The sequence below is a fragment of the Catellatospora sp. KI3 genome, from assembly GCF_029948125.1.
Classification (GTDB): domain Bacteria; phylum Actinomycetota; class Actinomycetes; order Mycobacteriales; family Micromonosporaceae; genus Catellatospora.
The window spans coordinates 66,274-80,387 of the sequence record NZ_JASAMB010000026.1 but is presented as its reverse complement, the minus strand read 5'-3'; the positions used below and the strand labels follow the sequence as shown (position 1 = coordinate 80,387).

General features: G+C 73.0%; 14 protein-coding genes. 11 read left to right on the top strand and 3 right to left on the bottom strand.

All coding sequences use genetic code 11. From position 1 onward, the window contains the following. Positions 1–27 precede the first annotated feature (27 nt). The 10 genes from QEZ54_RS30985 (at position 28) to QEZ54_RS30940 (ending at position 10,006) form a co-directional block, all read left to right on the top strand. On the top strand, positions 28–210 hold the full coding sequence (locus QEZ54_RS30985; protein WP_281308293.1) for a hypothetical protein: 183 nt from the start codon (positions 28–30) through the stop codon (positions 208–210). A 33-nt stretch (positions 211–243) separates the two neighbouring features. Next, positions 244–1,383, top strand: coding sequence for a cyclophane-forming radical SAM/SPASM peptide maturase GrrM/OscB (gene grrM, locus QEZ54_RS30980; RefSeq protein WP_281308292.1), 1,140 nt, complete (start codon positions 244–246; stop codon positions 1,381–1,383). Further along, positions 1,380–2,216 carry a glycosyltransferase gene (locus QEZ54_RS30975; RefSeq protein WP_281308291.1) on the top strand — a complete coding sequence of 279 codons (837 nt, stop codon included), beginning with the start codon at positions 1,380–1,382 and terminating at the stop codon, positions 2,214–2,216. Before grrM ends, QEZ54_RS30975 begins: the two co-directional genes overlap by 4 nt. Then, the gene (locus QEZ54_RS30970) at positions 2,213–2,935 is read left to right on the top strand and encodes a class I SAM-dependent methyltransferase (RefSeq protein ID WP_281308290.1); all 723 of its coding nucleotides are present in this window, start codon (positions 2,213–2,215) and stop codon (positions 2,933–2,935) included. The genes QEZ54_RS30975 and QEZ54_RS30970 overlap by 4 nt, the downstream gene beginning before the upstream one ends. Then, the gene (locus QEZ54_RS30965; RefSeq protein WP_281308289.1) at positions 2,932–3,072 is read left to right on the top strand and encodes a hypothetical protein; all 141 of its coding nucleotides are present in this window, start codon (positions 2,932–2,934) and stop codon (positions 3,070–3,072) included. Before QEZ54_RS30970 ends, QEZ54_RS30965 begins: the two co-directional genes overlap by 4 nt. A 103-nt stretch (positions 3,073–3,175) precedes the next feature. After that, positions 3,176–4,174 (top strand): M23 family metallopeptidase, encoded by a 999-nt coding sequence (locus QEZ54_RS30960; RefSeq protein ID WP_281308288.1) that lies wholly within the window; start codon positions 3,176–3,178, stop codon positions 4,172–4,174. Between the two features lie 211 nt (positions 4,175–4,385). Continuing rightward, complete coding sequence (locus tag QEZ54_RS30955; protein ID WP_281308287.1) at positions 4,386–5,930, top strand: choice-of-anchor P family protein; 1,545 nt, start codon at positions 4,386–4,388, stop codon at positions 5,928–5,930. A gap of 131 nt (positions 5,931–6,061) precedes the next feature. Beyond that, complete coding sequence (locus QEZ54_RS30950; protein WP_281308286.1) at positions 6,062–6,712, top strand: tetratricopeptide repeat protein; 651 nt, start codon at positions 6,062–6,064, stop codon at positions 6,710–6,712. Between the two features lie 82 nt (positions 6,713–6,794). After that, entirely contained in the window at positions 6,795–8,918 is a 2,124-nt protein-coding gene (locus tag QEZ54_RS30945) for an MMPL family transporter (protein WP_281308285.1), read from the top strand. A 5-nt stretch (positions 8,919–8,923) separates the two neighbouring features. Beyond that, entirely contained in the window at positions 8,924–10,006 is a 1,083-nt protein-coding gene (locus QEZ54_RS30940) for a PIN domain-containing protein (RefSeq protein WP_281308284.1), read from the top strand. A 6-nt stretch (positions 10,007–10,012) separates the two neighbouring features. Here QEZ54_RS30940 and QEZ54_RS30935 read toward each other — a convergent pair whose 3' ends face one another. Continuing rightward, positions 10,013–11,044 (bottom strand): saccharopine dehydrogenase NADP-binding domain-containing protein, encoded by a 1,032-nt coding sequence (locus tag QEZ54_RS30935; protein WP_281308283.1) that lies wholly within the window; start codon positions 11,042–11,044, stop codon positions 10,013–10,015. Positions 11,045–11,144: 100 nt separating this feature from the next. On the opposite strand from QEZ54_RS30935, the gene QEZ54_RS30930 reads away from it, so the two are divergent. After that, positions 11,145–12,083 (top strand): helix-turn-helix domain-containing protein, encoded by a 939-nt coding sequence (locus QEZ54_RS30930; RefSeq protein ID WP_281308282.1) that lies wholly within the window; start codon positions 11,145–11,147, stop codon positions 12,081–12,083. 40 nt (positions 12,084–12,123) lie between these two features. Here QEZ54_RS30930 and QEZ54_RS30925 read toward each other — a convergent pair whose 3' ends face one another. Together QEZ54_RS30925 and QEZ54_RS30920 are read right to left on the bottom strand one after the other, a co-directional pair. Then, positions 12,124–12,813 (bottom strand): LuxR C-terminal-related transcriptional regulator, encoded by a 690-nt coding sequence (locus QEZ54_RS30925; RefSeq protein ID WP_281308281.1) that lies wholly within the window; start codon positions 12,811–12,813, stop codon positions 12,124–12,126. Next, a complete protein-coding gene (locus QEZ54_RS30920; protein ID WP_281308280.1) occupies positions 12,810–14,045 on the bottom strand; it encodes an ATP-binding protein in 1,236 nt (411 codons plus the stop codon). Before QEZ54_RS30920 ends, QEZ54_RS30925 begins: the two co-directional genes overlap by 4 nt. Positions 14,046–14,114 lie beyond the last annotated feature (69 nt).

The following is a 14,114-nucleotide window of genomic DNA, read 5'->3' as shown; positions in this document are numbered from 1 at the left end:
TCAGCCGTCCAGAGGATGGAGGAGCACATGTCAGTCGCGACAGCCACGCCCGAGCGGGTCGGCAGACTCCGTACGGCGCTGATCGAAGGGCCCGCCGGGCGCGGGCTCATCACCGAGTTCCTGCCGCGTGACGTGGCCGAGGCCGGGGAGTCGGTCGCGGCCGACTTCTCGGACTGGTCGCAGTTCAACCAGTGGCCCCAGTCCTGGTGACCGGCGCCTGACGGCAGAAGGCTGAGGAGACAGATGGCTGAGCAGTCCGGGCCGCAGCGCCTTCGTTACCGGACCCTGGTAGTCCTGCAACCCACGACGTTCTGCAACATCGACTGCTCCTACTGCTACCTCACCGAGCGGGGCAGCAGTAACCGGATGTCTCCGCAGGTGCAGCGGGCGGCTTTCGAGCGCGTGCTGTCCAGTGAGCTAGTCCAGGATCCGGTGGTGTTCCTCTGGCACCTCGGCGAGCCGCTGTCGGTCCCGCCCCGCTTCTACGAGGAGGCCTTCGCGACCGCCGCCGAGGTTGCCCAGCAGCACGGACGCAGCATCAGCCACGGCTTCCAGACCAACGCGACCCTGGTGAACGAGGCGTGGGTGGAGCTCATCCGGCGGCACCGGGTCAAGGTCGGGGTCAGCATCGACGGACCGGCCTTCATCCACGACAGGGTGCGGGTCGACCGCAAGGGCCGGGGTACGCACGCCGACGTCATGCGCGGTGTCCGCCTGCTGCAGCAGGCGGGCATCGGGTTCGGTGCGATCTCGGTGCTGACCGACTTCACGATGGACTACCCCGAGCAGTACTACGACTTCTTCGTCGAGGCGGGCATCGACGACATCGGTTTCAACATCGACGAGGTCGAGGGCGGCAACACCACCTCGTCGTTCGGACCGCAGGCCTCGACGCAGCGCTACGAGAGGTTCCTGGAGCGGCTGCTGGACCGGGCCGCCCACCATCACGGCGCGGTGAAGATCCGTGAGATCTGGACGAATCTGGCCGCCCTGGCCTTCGGCGGCGAGGAGCCGGTCAACAACACCAACATGCCGATGCGGATCATCAACATCGACCGCCGGGGAGATGTGACGACCTTCTGCCCTGAGCTGGTCACCTCGGGCATCACGATGGGCAACGTGCTCGTCGACCGGATCGACGAGATGCTGTCCAACCCGGTGTTCCAGCGGGTCAGCGACGAGATCGCCACCGGCGTGCAGCTGTGCCGGCAGACCTGCCAGTACTGGAGGTTCTGCGGCGGCGGGTCGCCGTCCAACAAGTTCTTCGAGCACGGGCGCTTCGACGTCGCCGAGACCCGTACCTGCCAGGTGCACAAGAAGGCCACTGTGGACGTGCTGCTGCGCCACCTGGAGCGGCGGACCGGCCTGGGACCGGGCGCATGATCCCCGTCGTCGTCTTCGCCTTCCGGCGGCCCGACCTGCTGTCGCAGACCCTGCTGGCGCTGCGCGCCGAGCGGATCCCGCGGCTCATCGCGTTCAGCGACGGGCCGCGGGACCACCGGGACGCGGCGGGTGTACGAGCGGTACGGCAGGTCCTGCGCGGGGTGGACTGGTGCCCGGTGGAGGTCGTCGAGCGCGAGCGCAACCTGGGCCTGGGGAAGTCGGTCCGGGCGGGTGTCAGTCAGGTCCTCAGCGGTCACGAATCCGCGATCTTCCTCGAGGACGACCTGGTCTGCCAGCCGGGCACGTACGCGTATCTCAGCGCGGCGCTGCGCCACTACGCCGACGACGAGCGGGTCTTCAGCGTCACCGGGTGGACCCACCCGATGATCACCCCCCGCGTCGCCGCGCCGTACTTCGACGGCAAGGGCGAGTGCTGGGTGTGGGGAACGTGGCGGCGGGCCTGGACCGGAGCCGACCGGCCGGCCGCGGAGATCATGCGGGACTGCGCGGCCAGCGGCATCGACCTCGAACGGTACGGCAGCGACATGCCGAAGATGGCCGCCGAGGCCGGTCCGCGCAATCTGTGGGCGGTCGGCTGGTGGTACCACCACCTGCTGCACGGGGCCCTGTGCCTGCGGCCGCCGCATTCCCTGTCCGAGCACCTCGGCTGGGACGATCGGGCCACGACGACGAGCCCTGAGGCCGCCAGGTGGCGCAACCCCGCCCTCAGGCCCTGCCCACCGGTGCCCGGGCGATGGCCGGAACCGATCGAGCACCCGGACTGCCCGCGGCTGTGGCGAATCGCCGTCGGCGACCCCGGAGGGGCGGCGTGACCTCCCCGAGCGTCTCCGCCCGGCGGTTCGACTCCCGCTACCTCGCCAGGTTCGCCGCCGCCCGGATGGACTGGAGCGACGAGCCCACGGCCCGGGAGGTTCTCGGCATCCTCGACGAGCTGCTGCCGAGGACCGGCATCACCCGCGGAGACCTCCTGGAGCTGGGCTGCGGCACCGGAACGATCACTTTCCCGCTGACCGAGCGCGGGTACCGCGTGACGGGGCTGGACATCTCCGCGGTGGCGGTCGCGCACGCCCGCCGCCGCGCCCGCGCCAGCGGCGCTGAGGCGACCTTTCACGTGCACGACATCACCACCCCGATGCCGGCGCTCGCCGGACGGTTCGCCCTGGTGGTGGACAGCCTGGCGCTGCACTACGTGACAGGGGCGGCCGAGCGCCTGCGGGCCGTGCGGCTGGCCCGGTCGGCGCTGGCACCCGACGGCGCGATGGTGGTGATGACCATGTGCGGGGAGCCCCGCCGCATCCCCTCCGGCTCGCGATTCGACCCGCGCACCCGCTGCCTGGAGAGCGGGGGTATCGCCGAATGCCACTACGCCCGGCCCGCAGACCTGGTGGACCTGTTCCGGTCCGCAGGGTTGCGGCCCTGCCACACCACCCTGGTCGAAGGCTGCGCCACAACCGGCGACCAGGACATGTACCTCGCGATACTCCGCCCGGCCGGCGGTCGTCCGGGCGCGGCGAAAGGAGACGGCACATGAACCACGACGCTCGGCGGCCCTGCGGACCATGCGGTGGCACCGGACAGGTCTACGTCGACGACCATGACGAGAAGGGCCGCAGGCGCGGCGGGCGGCCGGTGACCTGCCGCGACTGCGGCGGCACGGGGACGCGCTAGCCGAGGTCCGCGCCGGCCGCCGATGTGCGCCACTATACGAGCCGTGTACATGTTTCCTGGTACCGTCCGCGCGCCCACAAGCGCGGCGGACCAGGAGGCCATAGTGGACAATCGGAAGACGGCGACAGCGGCACGCTGGGCGCTCGCGGCTGTGATCGTCGCGAGCGGACTGCTGCTCCCGGCGCGGCCGGCGGCGGCGGCGACCGGAGCCATGATCCAGCCGGTCGACGGCACGGTGACCGGTGTGCTGTCCAACCGCTGCGGCAGCACCGACAGCGACCATTACGGCGTGGACATCGCCGGCGACTCCGGCCGGGCCATCGGCGCGGCCTACCCGGGCACGGTCACCTTCGCGGGCTGGACCTCCGGCGGCGGCAACACCGTGGCCGTGTCGCATGCGGGTGGCTACGTCACCCGGTACCTGCACATGGTCCAGGCGCCCGCGGTCGCCGCCGGGCAGGCGGTGCGCCAGGGCCAGCTGCTCGGCTACGTCGGCAGCACCGGCAACTCGACCGGTCCGCACCTGCACTTCGAGATCTGGCGCAACGACTCCCTGTACAACCTGACCCCCGCCTACAGCTGCGGCGGCGCGGTCGGCAAGGGGGCGCCGATCAACCTGGCCTTCGCCGACCTGCCGGTCGTCGGCGCCGTCACCCAGCGCTTCGCCTTCGTGAACACCGCGGGGGTGCTGCACGTCAAGGACGGCGCCTACGCCGCCTGGCAGCCGGTCAACTCCGGCGGGGCCACCAAGGCGGTGCTGAGCGGCGACTGGATCGGCATGCTCCAGAGCGGCACGTTCTACGCCAAGCAGGGCGTCAACGGGGGCTGGCTGACCATGGCCGGCGGCGGCCAGGTCCGCGACATCGCCGTCAGCGGCGACCGCTTCGCCTTCGTCAACACCGCCGGAGTCCTGTACGCCAAGGACGGCGCATACTCCCCCTGGCGGGCGATGAACGCGGGCGGGGCCACCCGGGTCGAACTGAGCGGGAACTGGATCGGCTGGATCCAGGACGGCACGTTCTACGCCAAGGACGGCATCTACGGCGGCTGGCTGACCATGGCCGGCGGCGGCCAGGTCGGCGACATCGCCGTCAGCGGCTGACGGCGCGGCGGGGAGGCGCCGGACCGGTCACCCGTTCGAGCGCGGCGCCTCCCCCGAAGGAGTTACGTCCGACCTGGACGGTCGGGTGCCGCCCACGCTCAGCCATAGCAGATCAACCCGGGTCGACGGTGTCTGATCTGCGCCACTTCGGTACGGAGCCACGGTCCATAGCATCGACATTCGTATTAATTCCGATACGTAGAGGTGTGCTGTGAAACGTAAGCTCATCGCGCTCGTCGCGGCCTCCGTACTGGTCGCCGCACCGGCGTTCGCCACCGACGCCAACCTGCCCGGCGGCACCGCCATCACCGTGGCCATCGCGACCCCGGCGGACGGCGCCGCCGTGCCGCCCGGCCCGGTCTCCGTCACCGGCACCGCCTCGGTCGGCACCGGCGTCCCCGTGGCGAACACCTCGCTGATCTACGTACTGGACGCCTCCAGCAGCACCGGCAACCCGGGTGCGCCCAGCTGCGGCAACATCCTGCGGTGCGAGATCGCCGCAGGTCTGGCGCTCAACGCCCAGGCCCAGTCCGGCGCCATCGGCGACGTGGGCATGGTCGCCTTCGGCGTCACCGCCGCCACCGCGGACGTGCGGCCCGCGGCCGGAGACCAGCTGCTCACCGGCCCGTCCACCGACGGCGACGGCGACGGGGTCCGCGACATCGAGCAGGTGCTGTCGTCGACCTACATCAACGGCGTCGCCACGTTCACGGACAAGAACGTCGGCGGCGGGCAGACGAACTTCGCCGACGCGATCGCCAAGACCCGTACCGTGGCCGAGGCGTCGTCGCGCGCCCGCAAGATCGTGGTGTTCATGTCCGACGGCTTCGCCGTGGGCGGCGGGAGCATCAACGTGCCGCTGGCGGGCATCCCGGAGAACATCGACATCTACACCTTCGCCGTGGGCAACGGCGCCGACTGCACCAACCCCGGCCCGAACAACGAGGGCAGCCTGGAGCAGATCACCGCCGCGACCGTCCCGGGCGGCCACTGCGTGCAGGTGACCGACGTCGGCTCGCTGCCCGCGATCCTGCCCGATGTGATCGCGTCCAGCCTCGACACGCTGGCGATGCGGGTCGACGGCGGGCCGTTCACGCCCATCGGCGACGCCGCCATCACCCCCGACCTGCCGCAGAGCGGCCCGGCGGGCGTGAGCTACACCGTCGACACCCCGACCCTGGGCCTGGGCAGCCACCAGATCTGCGTACGCGCCACCGGCACCGACGGCGGCGGCGCCGGTCAGGTGACCGACTGCCGTACCGTCGTCGTCTACGGACCCGCCGGCGCCTTCGCCCTGGAAGCCACCGGCCTGGTCACCGTCCCCCGTACGCCGGAGGCCGTCTGCCCGCCCGGAGCGGTCAGGACCCAGGCGGCGGTCAACCTGGCCCCGCTGCTGACCACGGGCGTGCTCAACGCGAGCTGCGTGGCCGCTGACGGCACCACGACGGCACGCGCCTCGGTCGACGGTGCCCGGCTGCTCGGCGGGGCGATCCAGCTCAGCGCCGTCAGCAGCACCTGCACCAGCGGCAGCAGCGGGACCACCCGCGCCTCGCAGGTCGTGGGCAGCATCAACGGCGCGCCGATCAACGCCGGTCCGGCCACGATCGGCATTCCCGGTGTCGCCGTCGTCCACCTGAACGAGAGCGCCACCGGGCCCGGTGGCCGCCTGGTGCAGAACGCCGTCCGGGTGGAGGTGCTCGGGCTGTTCGGCATCGTGACTCAGCAGATCGTCCTGGGCAGCTGCTACCTCGGCTGACAGCGGACCGCGGCCGGGCAGCCCCGCCCCGGGGCTGCCCGGCCCGCCGCGTTCCGGGCAGCGCGCACCGGATCCGTGTGGCAGATTGTCCACTCGGGACAGATGACATGAACGGGGGCACAGTGGCAACGGTGGATCGCATCGAACGGGCCGGGCTCGCCTGCCAGCAGGCCGTCTTCGCCGGGGACAACGACGGGCTGGACGCGGCGGATCAGGACCTCGACGCGGTGGAGGCAGACCTGCTGCTGGCCCGCGGCCGGGTCCTGCAGGCCCGATCCCGCGAGCATCGGGCCGAGAACCCCGACGAGCTGGCCGCGTTCCGGCGCGCCGCCGAGCTCTACCGGTCACTCGGCGACGTGCGCGGCGAGGGCGAGGCGCTGTTCTGGGTCGGCACCTACCACCAGATGTCGCTGCGCGACGACGACACCGCGGTCCCGCTGTTCGAACGGTCGCTTGAGCTGGCCGCTCAGGTCGGCGACAAGCTCACGATGTCGTACGCGCTGCGCCACCTCGGCTACGCCGACCACACGGCCGCCCGGCTGGACGCCGCGCGGGCGCGGTTGGAGGAGTCGACGCGGCTGCGGGAGGAGATCGGGCTCCTGCCCGGTGTCGCCGCGAACATGGTCGGGCTGGCTTACATCGCCGCCGCCCAGGGCCGCCGCGACGACGCCCTGGCACTGCTCGGGCAGGCCGCCTCCATCGCCGGGGCCAGCGGCGCCCACGCCATCGCGCGCCAGGTCGAGGAGGCCAGGCCGCACGTGCAGGCGGAGATCGTGCCCTGAGAATATCTTGCGTTCGGACAGCCGGCGGTATCTCATGGCGGGGCGACCGTCCAGATCGGCCCGGCCGCCTCGGGAGGACGCGATGCTCGCACGGCTGGGTCGGACCGTGGCCCGGTATCGGTACGCCGTGCTCGCGGCCTGGGCGGTGATCGCCCTGGGCGGTGCCGTCTTCGGCGGTTCGGTCTACGACCGGACCCAGCCGCTGGACGGGCTGCGGCCCGGTGCCGAGTCGACCCTGGCGCAGGCCCGCATCGACGAGCTCACCCCGACCGGCGAGCAGCTGGTGGCGGTGGTCTCCGGCCGGAACTTCTTCGCCAGCGACCTGGTCGGCCAGGCCACCCAGATCATGTTCGAGATCCGCGCGATCCCCGGGGTCGTCAAGGTCACCGACGCGTACACCGCGGGCTCCGGCCAGATATCGTCGGACAGCCTGAGTTCGCTGGTCGTGGTCGAGCTGTCGCCCGACCTGAGCGACGACGACGCCCTGGCCGTCGCCGACCAGGTGGCCGCCGCGCTGCACCGCATCGACGCGCCGCAGGTGCTCGTCGGTGGTGCGCTGCTGGCCGAGCGCGACTTCGGCGACCAGGCGATCGCCGACGCCGCGCTCGGCGAGTCGGTCGCGCTGCTGGTGCTGTGCGGTGTCCTCGTGCTGATCCTCGGCGGCCTGGCCGTGAGCAGCCTGCCGCTGGGCACCGCGCTGGCCACGGTCGCGGGCACCCTGCTGGCGCTGACCGGCCTGGCGAGCGCGGTCCCGGTCAGCGAGTACACGGTCAACGTGGTCACCCTGCTCGGGCTGGGGCTCGCCGTGGACTACAGCCTGCTGATCGTCTCGCGGTTCCGGGAGGAGCGGGCCGCCGACCCCCGCGCGCCCCTGCCGGAGCTGCTGGCCCGGACGGTGGCCACGGCCGGGCGGGCGGTGCTGGTGGCGGGGCTCGCGGTGGCGGTCGCGCTGTCGGGCCTGTTCGTCTTCGCCGAGCCGCTGCTGGCCGCGATGGCGCTGGGCGGCGCGCTGGTGGTCGTGCTGGCCACCGCGGCCGGGCTGACCCTGGTCCCGGCGCTGATCACGGTGGCGCACCGGCGCATCCCGGCTCCGGGGACGCGGACCTGGGTGTGGCGGCGCCCCGCCCGGCGCGGCCCGGGGCTGCTGGCGCGGACGGCCGCGTTCGCGCAGCGCCGACCCGCCGCGGTCGCCCTCGCGGTGACGGCCGCGCTGCTGGCGTTGAGCGTGCCGCTGCTGCACGTGAACCTGGCCGACTCCGACGCCCGGTCGCTGCCCGCGGGCAGCGAGGCCCGGCAGGCGTACGAGGCGGTGCAGCGCGACTTCGCGGCGAGGTACCCGCAGCCGGTGCCCGTCGTGATCGAGGGCGCGGCCGACGTCCCCGTGGTCCGGGCGCTGCTGGCGCGGGTGCGCGCCCTGCCCGGGGTCACCGACGTGGATCTGCGGGAGAACGTGCCCGCGCAGGCCGTCATCGCGGAGGTGAAGACGACCGGCCTGCCCGCGGGTGAGCAGGCCCAGCAGCTGGTGCGTGACCTGCGCGCGCTGGACACCGCGGTGCCGGTGCTGGTGGCGGGCCCGGCGGCGGAGCTCATCGACGCCCGCGACGCCATGGGCCGGCGCCTGCCCGCCGCGCTGGCCGTGGTGGTCGCCGCGACCGCGCTGCTGCTGCTCCTGCTCACCGGCTCGGTGGTGGCCTCGGTGAAGGCGCTGCTGATGAACCTGCTGACCATGCTGGCCACGCTGGGCGTGCTGGTCGCGGTGTTCCAGTGGGGCTGGGGCTCGGCGCTGCTCGGGTTCGAGTCCTGGGGCGCGCTGGACCTGACCACGCCGCTGCTGCTGTTCGTGTTCGTCTTCGGCCTGTCCATGGACTACGAGGTGTTCCTGCTGGCCCGGATCCGGGAGGAGTGGTCCCGGCGCACCGGCGACGACCGCGCCGCCAACGACCGGGCGGTGCTGGCCGGGATCGTCGCCACCGGCCCGGTGGTCACGGCGGCGGCGGTGTCGATCGGCATCGTCTTCCTCGGCTTCGCGCTGGGGCAGCTGGTCGCGGTCAAGGAGATCGGCGTCGGTATGGCCGTGGCCGTGCTGCTCGACGTGGTCGTGGTGCGCGGCCTGCTGCTGCCCGCGGTGATGTCGCTGCTCGGCCGGGCGAACTGGTGGCCCTCCCGTGGCGTCGCGGGCACCCGCCCCGTCGTGGGCGTACGCTGATCGGCGTGGATCAAGAGGATCGCATTGCCCTGTTCCTGGACTACGAGAATCTGGCGATCGGTGCCCGCGACCACCTCGGCGGGACGACGTTCGACCTGCGGCCCATCACCGACGCGCTGGCCGAGCGGGGCCGGGTGGTGGTCCGCCGCGCATACGCCGACTGGTCGTACTTCGACGAGGACCGCAGGCTGTTGACCCGGTCGCATGTGGAACTGATCGACATCCCGCAGCGGATGGGCACCTCCCGCAAGAACGCCGCCGACATCAAGATGGCCGTGGACGCGCTGCAGCTGGCGTTCGAGCGGGACTACATCTCCACGTTCGTGTTCGGCACCGGCGACAGCGACTTCACGCCGCTGGTGCACAAGCTGCGCGAGCTCAACAAGCGCGTCATCGGCGTGGGCGTCGAGCAGTCGACGTCGGCGCTGCTGCCGCCCGCCTGCGATGAGTTCCTCTACTACGACCGGCTCGAAGGCGTCGAGATCCGGCCGGTGCGCTCCCGGGGCGGGCAGAAGCCCGCAGCCAGGCCCGCCGAGGCCGCGCCGCAGCCGGTCGAGCCGGAGCTGGAGCCCGCGGCGGCCGCCGAGGAGTCCGCGCGCGACGTCGACAGCCTCGCGGTGCTGGTCGCCCAGACCGTGGCCGGTCTGCAGGGCAGCTCCGGCGGCGCGGTGACCGCGTCGTGGCTCAAGCGCACCCTGCTGCGCAAGGACCCGACGTTCAACGAGGCCGACCACGGCTTCCGCACCTTCGGGGAGCTGCTGCGATACCTGGCCGAACGGGACGTCGTCGAGCTGGGTGAGGGGCCTGCCAAGGGCGATCCGGAGGTGTCGCTGCCCGAGCGCGGCGGCACGGAGGCGGAGTTCGGGCTGCTGGGCACGGTCGTGGCCGACCTGAGCCGCAACGCGGGCCCGGTCGCGCTGTCCGGTCTGAAGAACCAGCTGCGCCGGGCGCAGCCGGACTTCAGTGAGAAGAAACTGGGCTACCGCAGCTTCCTGCAGTTCTGCAAGGCGGCCGCGACCGCGGGCGTCGTCGACCTGCGCTGGGATGCGGAGAGCGACGACTACCTGCTCACCACGGCCCGGCCCTGAGCACGCTCAGGCGGACCGCGGCTCCAGCGACAGGTCCGCCGACAGGGCGCGCAGGAAGTCCGGCGCGTCGAACATCTGGCCGGCCGAGGCGACCCCGGTCGTCAGCGTCCGGCCGTCCAGGATGCGGCGGACCGCTTCGACCGCGAGCGGGGCGCTGATCGCGTAGATGTCGCGCCCGTGGGCCGCGATGCGCCGCTGCTCGCCCCCGGCGCGCACGAGCACGTCCACGGTGAAGGTCTGCGCCGAGCGGCCCTGGTCGTCGACCGCGACGGGGGCGGGGGTGCCGGGCGTGCCCAGGTCCCGGGCCGCGCCGGTGGCCATGTAGGTGCGGACCTCGGGAATCGGCAGGTGGCTCGGCACGGTCACCACGTCGGCCATGGTGAAGTCGCCGTACACCGGGCGCGGACCCAGCGGGGCGGGGAAGTCCCAGTCCAGCGTCGGCAGTTCGCCGTCGGCGGCGTGGTACGCCAGGCGGCCGCCGGTGTAGCGGACCCGCCGGCCGTCGCGGCGGTCGCGGGAGACGGTGCCGGAGACCAGGGTGCCGCCGGTGGGGTGCCAGCTGCTCAGGCCGTACGCGACATGCGCCTCGTCGGCTGACGTCCAGTCCCCCATCGCGGCGGTGACCAGCAGGTCGCCGAGTCCGCCGAAGAACGCCATCGCGGGCACCACCGCGGTGCCCGCGGCTCGGGCCTGGTCGGTGAAGTGCGCGAACGTGTCCACGTTCGCCTCGATCTCGGCCGCGACGTCGACGTACGGGATCCGGGCGCGCAGCGCGGCCTCGATCACCGGCCCGGCGGTCAGGGCGAACGGCCCCGCACAGTTGATCACCGCGGCGGCCCCGCGCAGCGCCCGGTCGAGCGAGGCCGGATCGTCCACCGACGCCACCCGGTGCGCCAGGTCCGGGAACGACTCCGCCAGCCGGTCGGCGTCGCGCCCGAGCGGCAGCGCCGTGAAGCCCTGCGCCCGCAACTGCGCCACCACGAATCTGCCGGTGTGGCCGTACGCACCGTACACCGCGACGGTCTGACTTCTGGTCATCTGACTCTCCATGCGCTCAGCAGCTCGACTGAGAGGATCCTGTCAACCCCGGGCGGGCTCGACGAGTGTCTGGAACGCCATTGCCCGTACAGTTTCGGACATGGCCACCGTCGCCCTCGCGGTAACCGAGAACATGCTGCACTTCGAGCTCGCCACCACCTTCGAGATCTTCACCCGCGACCCCACCGGCCTGGCCGATCCCTGGTACGACCTGACGGTCTGCGGAGCGGGCCCGGTCCGCGTCGGCAGGTTCCACCTCGAACCCGACGCCGGACTCGACCGGCTCGCCCACGCCGACACCGTGATCGTCCCGGCGGTGGCCGACGTCGACGCCGACCTCCCGGCAGACCTGGTCGACGCCGTACGCGCCGCCCACCAGGCGGGCGCCCGGCTGGTCTCGCTGTGCACCGGCGCGTTCGTGCTGGCCGCCGCCGGGGCGCTGGACGGGCTGCGCGCGACCACGCACTGGGCCCACACCGAGGCGCTGGCCGCCCGCTACCCGCAGATCGACGTCGACCCGGACGTGCTCTACGTCGACAACGGCCGCGTGCTCGCCTCGGCGGGCAAGGCCGCCGCGATCGACCTCTGCCTGCACCTCATCCGCCGCGACCACGGGGCCACCGTCGCCAACGCGGTGGCCCGGCGGCTGGTCGTGCCGCCGCACCGCGCGGGCGGCCAGGCGCAGTTCGTCACCACCCCCGTGCCCACCCGCGAGGACCATCCGCTGGCGGGCCTGCTCCCGTGGGCGATGGAGCGCCTCGACCAGCCGCTGACGGTCGAGGACCTGGCCCGCCAGGCCGGCATGAGCTCGCGCAACCTCGCCCGGCACTTCCGGTCGGCGACCGGCACGACGCCGCTGCAGTGGCTGTCGACGCAGCGCATCCGCCGGGCCCAGGAGCTGCTGGAGAACAGCGACCACGGCATCGACGCCATCGCCGCGGCCGCCGGGATGGGCACCGCCACCACGCTGCGCCGCCACTTCCACCGCACCGTCGGCGTGCCACCGGACGTCTACCGCCGCACCTTCCGCAGCGCCTGACCCGGCCGCCCGGTCCCCGCCGGGCGGCCGATCACGAAGGCTAGCCGGTGCGCCACCAGTCCTTGGGCGCGGTGGGCTCGGCGGGCCACAGCTCGAGCAGGTCGCCGGGGGCGAGCCCGAGAGCGTGCTCGATCTCGGCGGGGGTGAGGTCGCGCAGCGAGTCCGACAGCGAACGGGTCAGCTCCAGCCAGTACCCGCGCAGCGTCGACTCGCTCACGAACAGCTGCTTGGCGACCTGCGCGTAGCTCAGCCCCCGGGCCCGCCCGCGCAGGAGCTGGCGCTGGCGCTCGCTGAGCAGGGTGATGCAGTCACGCCGGACCAGGACCTCCAGGATGCCGACCACCGCCTGCGGCATCACGGTGCCACCGGCGGCGACCTCCACGAACAGCTCCTCGGCGCGCCGGGTCGGCAGCGCCTTGGACACGATCCCACCGGCGCCGGCGGCGAGGCATGCCGCCAGGACGAAGCGGCGCTCCTCCTGGCTGTAGACGCAGACCCGGTAGCCGCAGCCGGTCGCGGCGCGGATCGCGGCGATGCCCTGCCGCACGTCAGGCTGCTGCTCCAGGTTGGCCAGGTGCAGATCCAGGATCACCAGGTCGGCGGCCGGGCGGCGGCGCACCAGCTCCTCCACCGTGGACACGGCGGCGGCGACCTCCAGGCCGGGCATGAGCAGGCCGACCGATTCCCGGATCAGCGGCGAGTCGTCGACGACGGCGACAGCCGGTCTCATGCCGCGCCCCTGGAGGTGTCGTGGGCCACGGCGGTCGCGGTCGGTTCGGCACCGGACCTGATCGTCACGGTGGTGCCCGCGCCGGGCGCGGCGTCGATGTCGACCTCGAACCCCTGGCGGCACAGCTCGCCGACGACGACTTCGCGCAGGCCGATGCCGGGGGTCACCGTCTGCGGGTCGAAGCCGTCGCCGTCGTCGCGTACGGTGAGCGACCACGTGCGGTCGTCGTGCTGGTCCAGGTGGACGACCACCTCGCTCGCGCCGGCGTGGACGCGGACGTTGAGCAGCAGGCTCTCCAGCGCCCGCTCGACGGCGTCGGCCCGCGCCGGGGCCAGCCGCAGCCCCGCGCCGAGGTCGAGCAGCGCGTCGACATGCAGGTCGGCGAAGCGTCCGCAGACCCGTTCGACCAGGGCGGCCACCGCGACCGGCTGCCCCGCCCCGACCGCCGCGGCGTCCTGCCGGGACTGTCCGCCGCGCAGATAGGAGCGCATGCGCCGCAGCTCCACCTCGGCCAGGTCGATGAGCCGGGAGCGCTCGGCGTCGCCGGCGGGCTCGGTGAGCAGCCGCAGTACGGCGACGCCGTTGTGCATCAGCACCTGGGCCCGCCGCTCCTCCTCGCGCCGGGCGAGTTCGGCCTCGCGGGCGCGGGCGTCGTCGGCGTCCCGGGCGATGCGGCGGGTGAACCCGTAGAACATCCGGATCACCAGCGCGTAGACGACGTAGGTGAGGATGTTGCCGAGCGCGGTCCAGGTCATGTTCCCGCCGACCGCGCCGCCGAGGTACGCGGTGTAGGCGGCGATGATGCCGAGCAGTCCGCCCGCCCACAGGACGCGGCCGCGCACCCCGCCGGCGACGAGGATGACCGACAGGGCGTAGCCGGGCTGGTAGGCGACCCAGGTGCCGAAGCGCTCGCCCTCCTGCAGCACCATCGGCGCGAGCACCAGCAGCAGGCAGGCGAGCGCGAAGTCCGCGCAGGACGCGGCCGCGCCCAGCGGCCGCCGCCGCACCAGCGTCACGGCGCTGCCGACGATCGACGCCAGCGCCGCGGCGGCCCAGCACGCGATGTAGGCAGCGCGGTGGGGCGAGGTCGCCACGCCGATGTGCAGGGCGGGCAGCATCTGCGCGACCGTGCCGAGCCGGACCCCGGCGATGAAGTACGAGAACGCCCGCTCCACGCCGGCCTTGGTCGTCGGCAGTTCCGCGACCCGCCACAGCCTGTTCCAGCGGCTCATGGCCCTCCCCGTGTCGACGGCGGCGGTCGGCCGCGCGAACTCCGCGGATTCGTCGGGTCGCACGACCCC

Coding starts and splice junctions, on each gene's coding strand:
- QEZ54_RS30985 (WP_281308293.1), top strand. CDS start 28: ATGTCAGTCGCGACAGCCACGCCCGAGCGGGTCGGCAGACTCCGTACG.
- grrM (WP_281308292.1), top strand. CDS start 244: ATGGCTGAGCAGTCCGGGCCGCAGCGCCTTCGTTACCGGACCCTGGTA.
- QEZ54_RS30975 (WP_281308291.1), top strand. CDS start 1,380: ATGATCCCCGTCGTCGTCTTCGCCTTCCGGCGGCCCGACCTGCTGTCG.
- QEZ54_RS30965 (WP_281308289.1), top strand. CDS start 2,932: ATGAACCACGACGCTCGGCGGCCCTGCGGACCATGCGGTGGCACCGGA.
- QEZ54_RS30945 (WP_281308285.1), top strand. CDS start 6,795: ATGCTCGCACGGCTGGGTCGGACCGTGGCCCGGTATCGGTACGCCGTG.
- QEZ54_RS30935 (WP_281308283.1), bottom strand. CDS start 11,044: ATGACCAGAAGTCAGACCGTCGCGGTGTACGGTGCGTACGGCCACACC.
- QEZ54_RS30930 (WP_281308282.1), top strand. CDS start 11,145: ATGGCCACCGTCGCCCTCGCGGTAACCGAGAACATGCTGCACTTCGAG.
- QEZ54_RS30925 (WP_281308281.1), bottom strand. CDS start 12,813: ATGAGACCGGCTGTCGCCGTCGTCGACGACTCGCCGCTGATCCGGGAA.
- QEZ54_RS30920 (WP_281308280.1), bottom strand. CDS start 14,045: ATGAGCCGCTGGAACAGGCTGTGGCGGGTCGCGGAACTGCCGACGACC.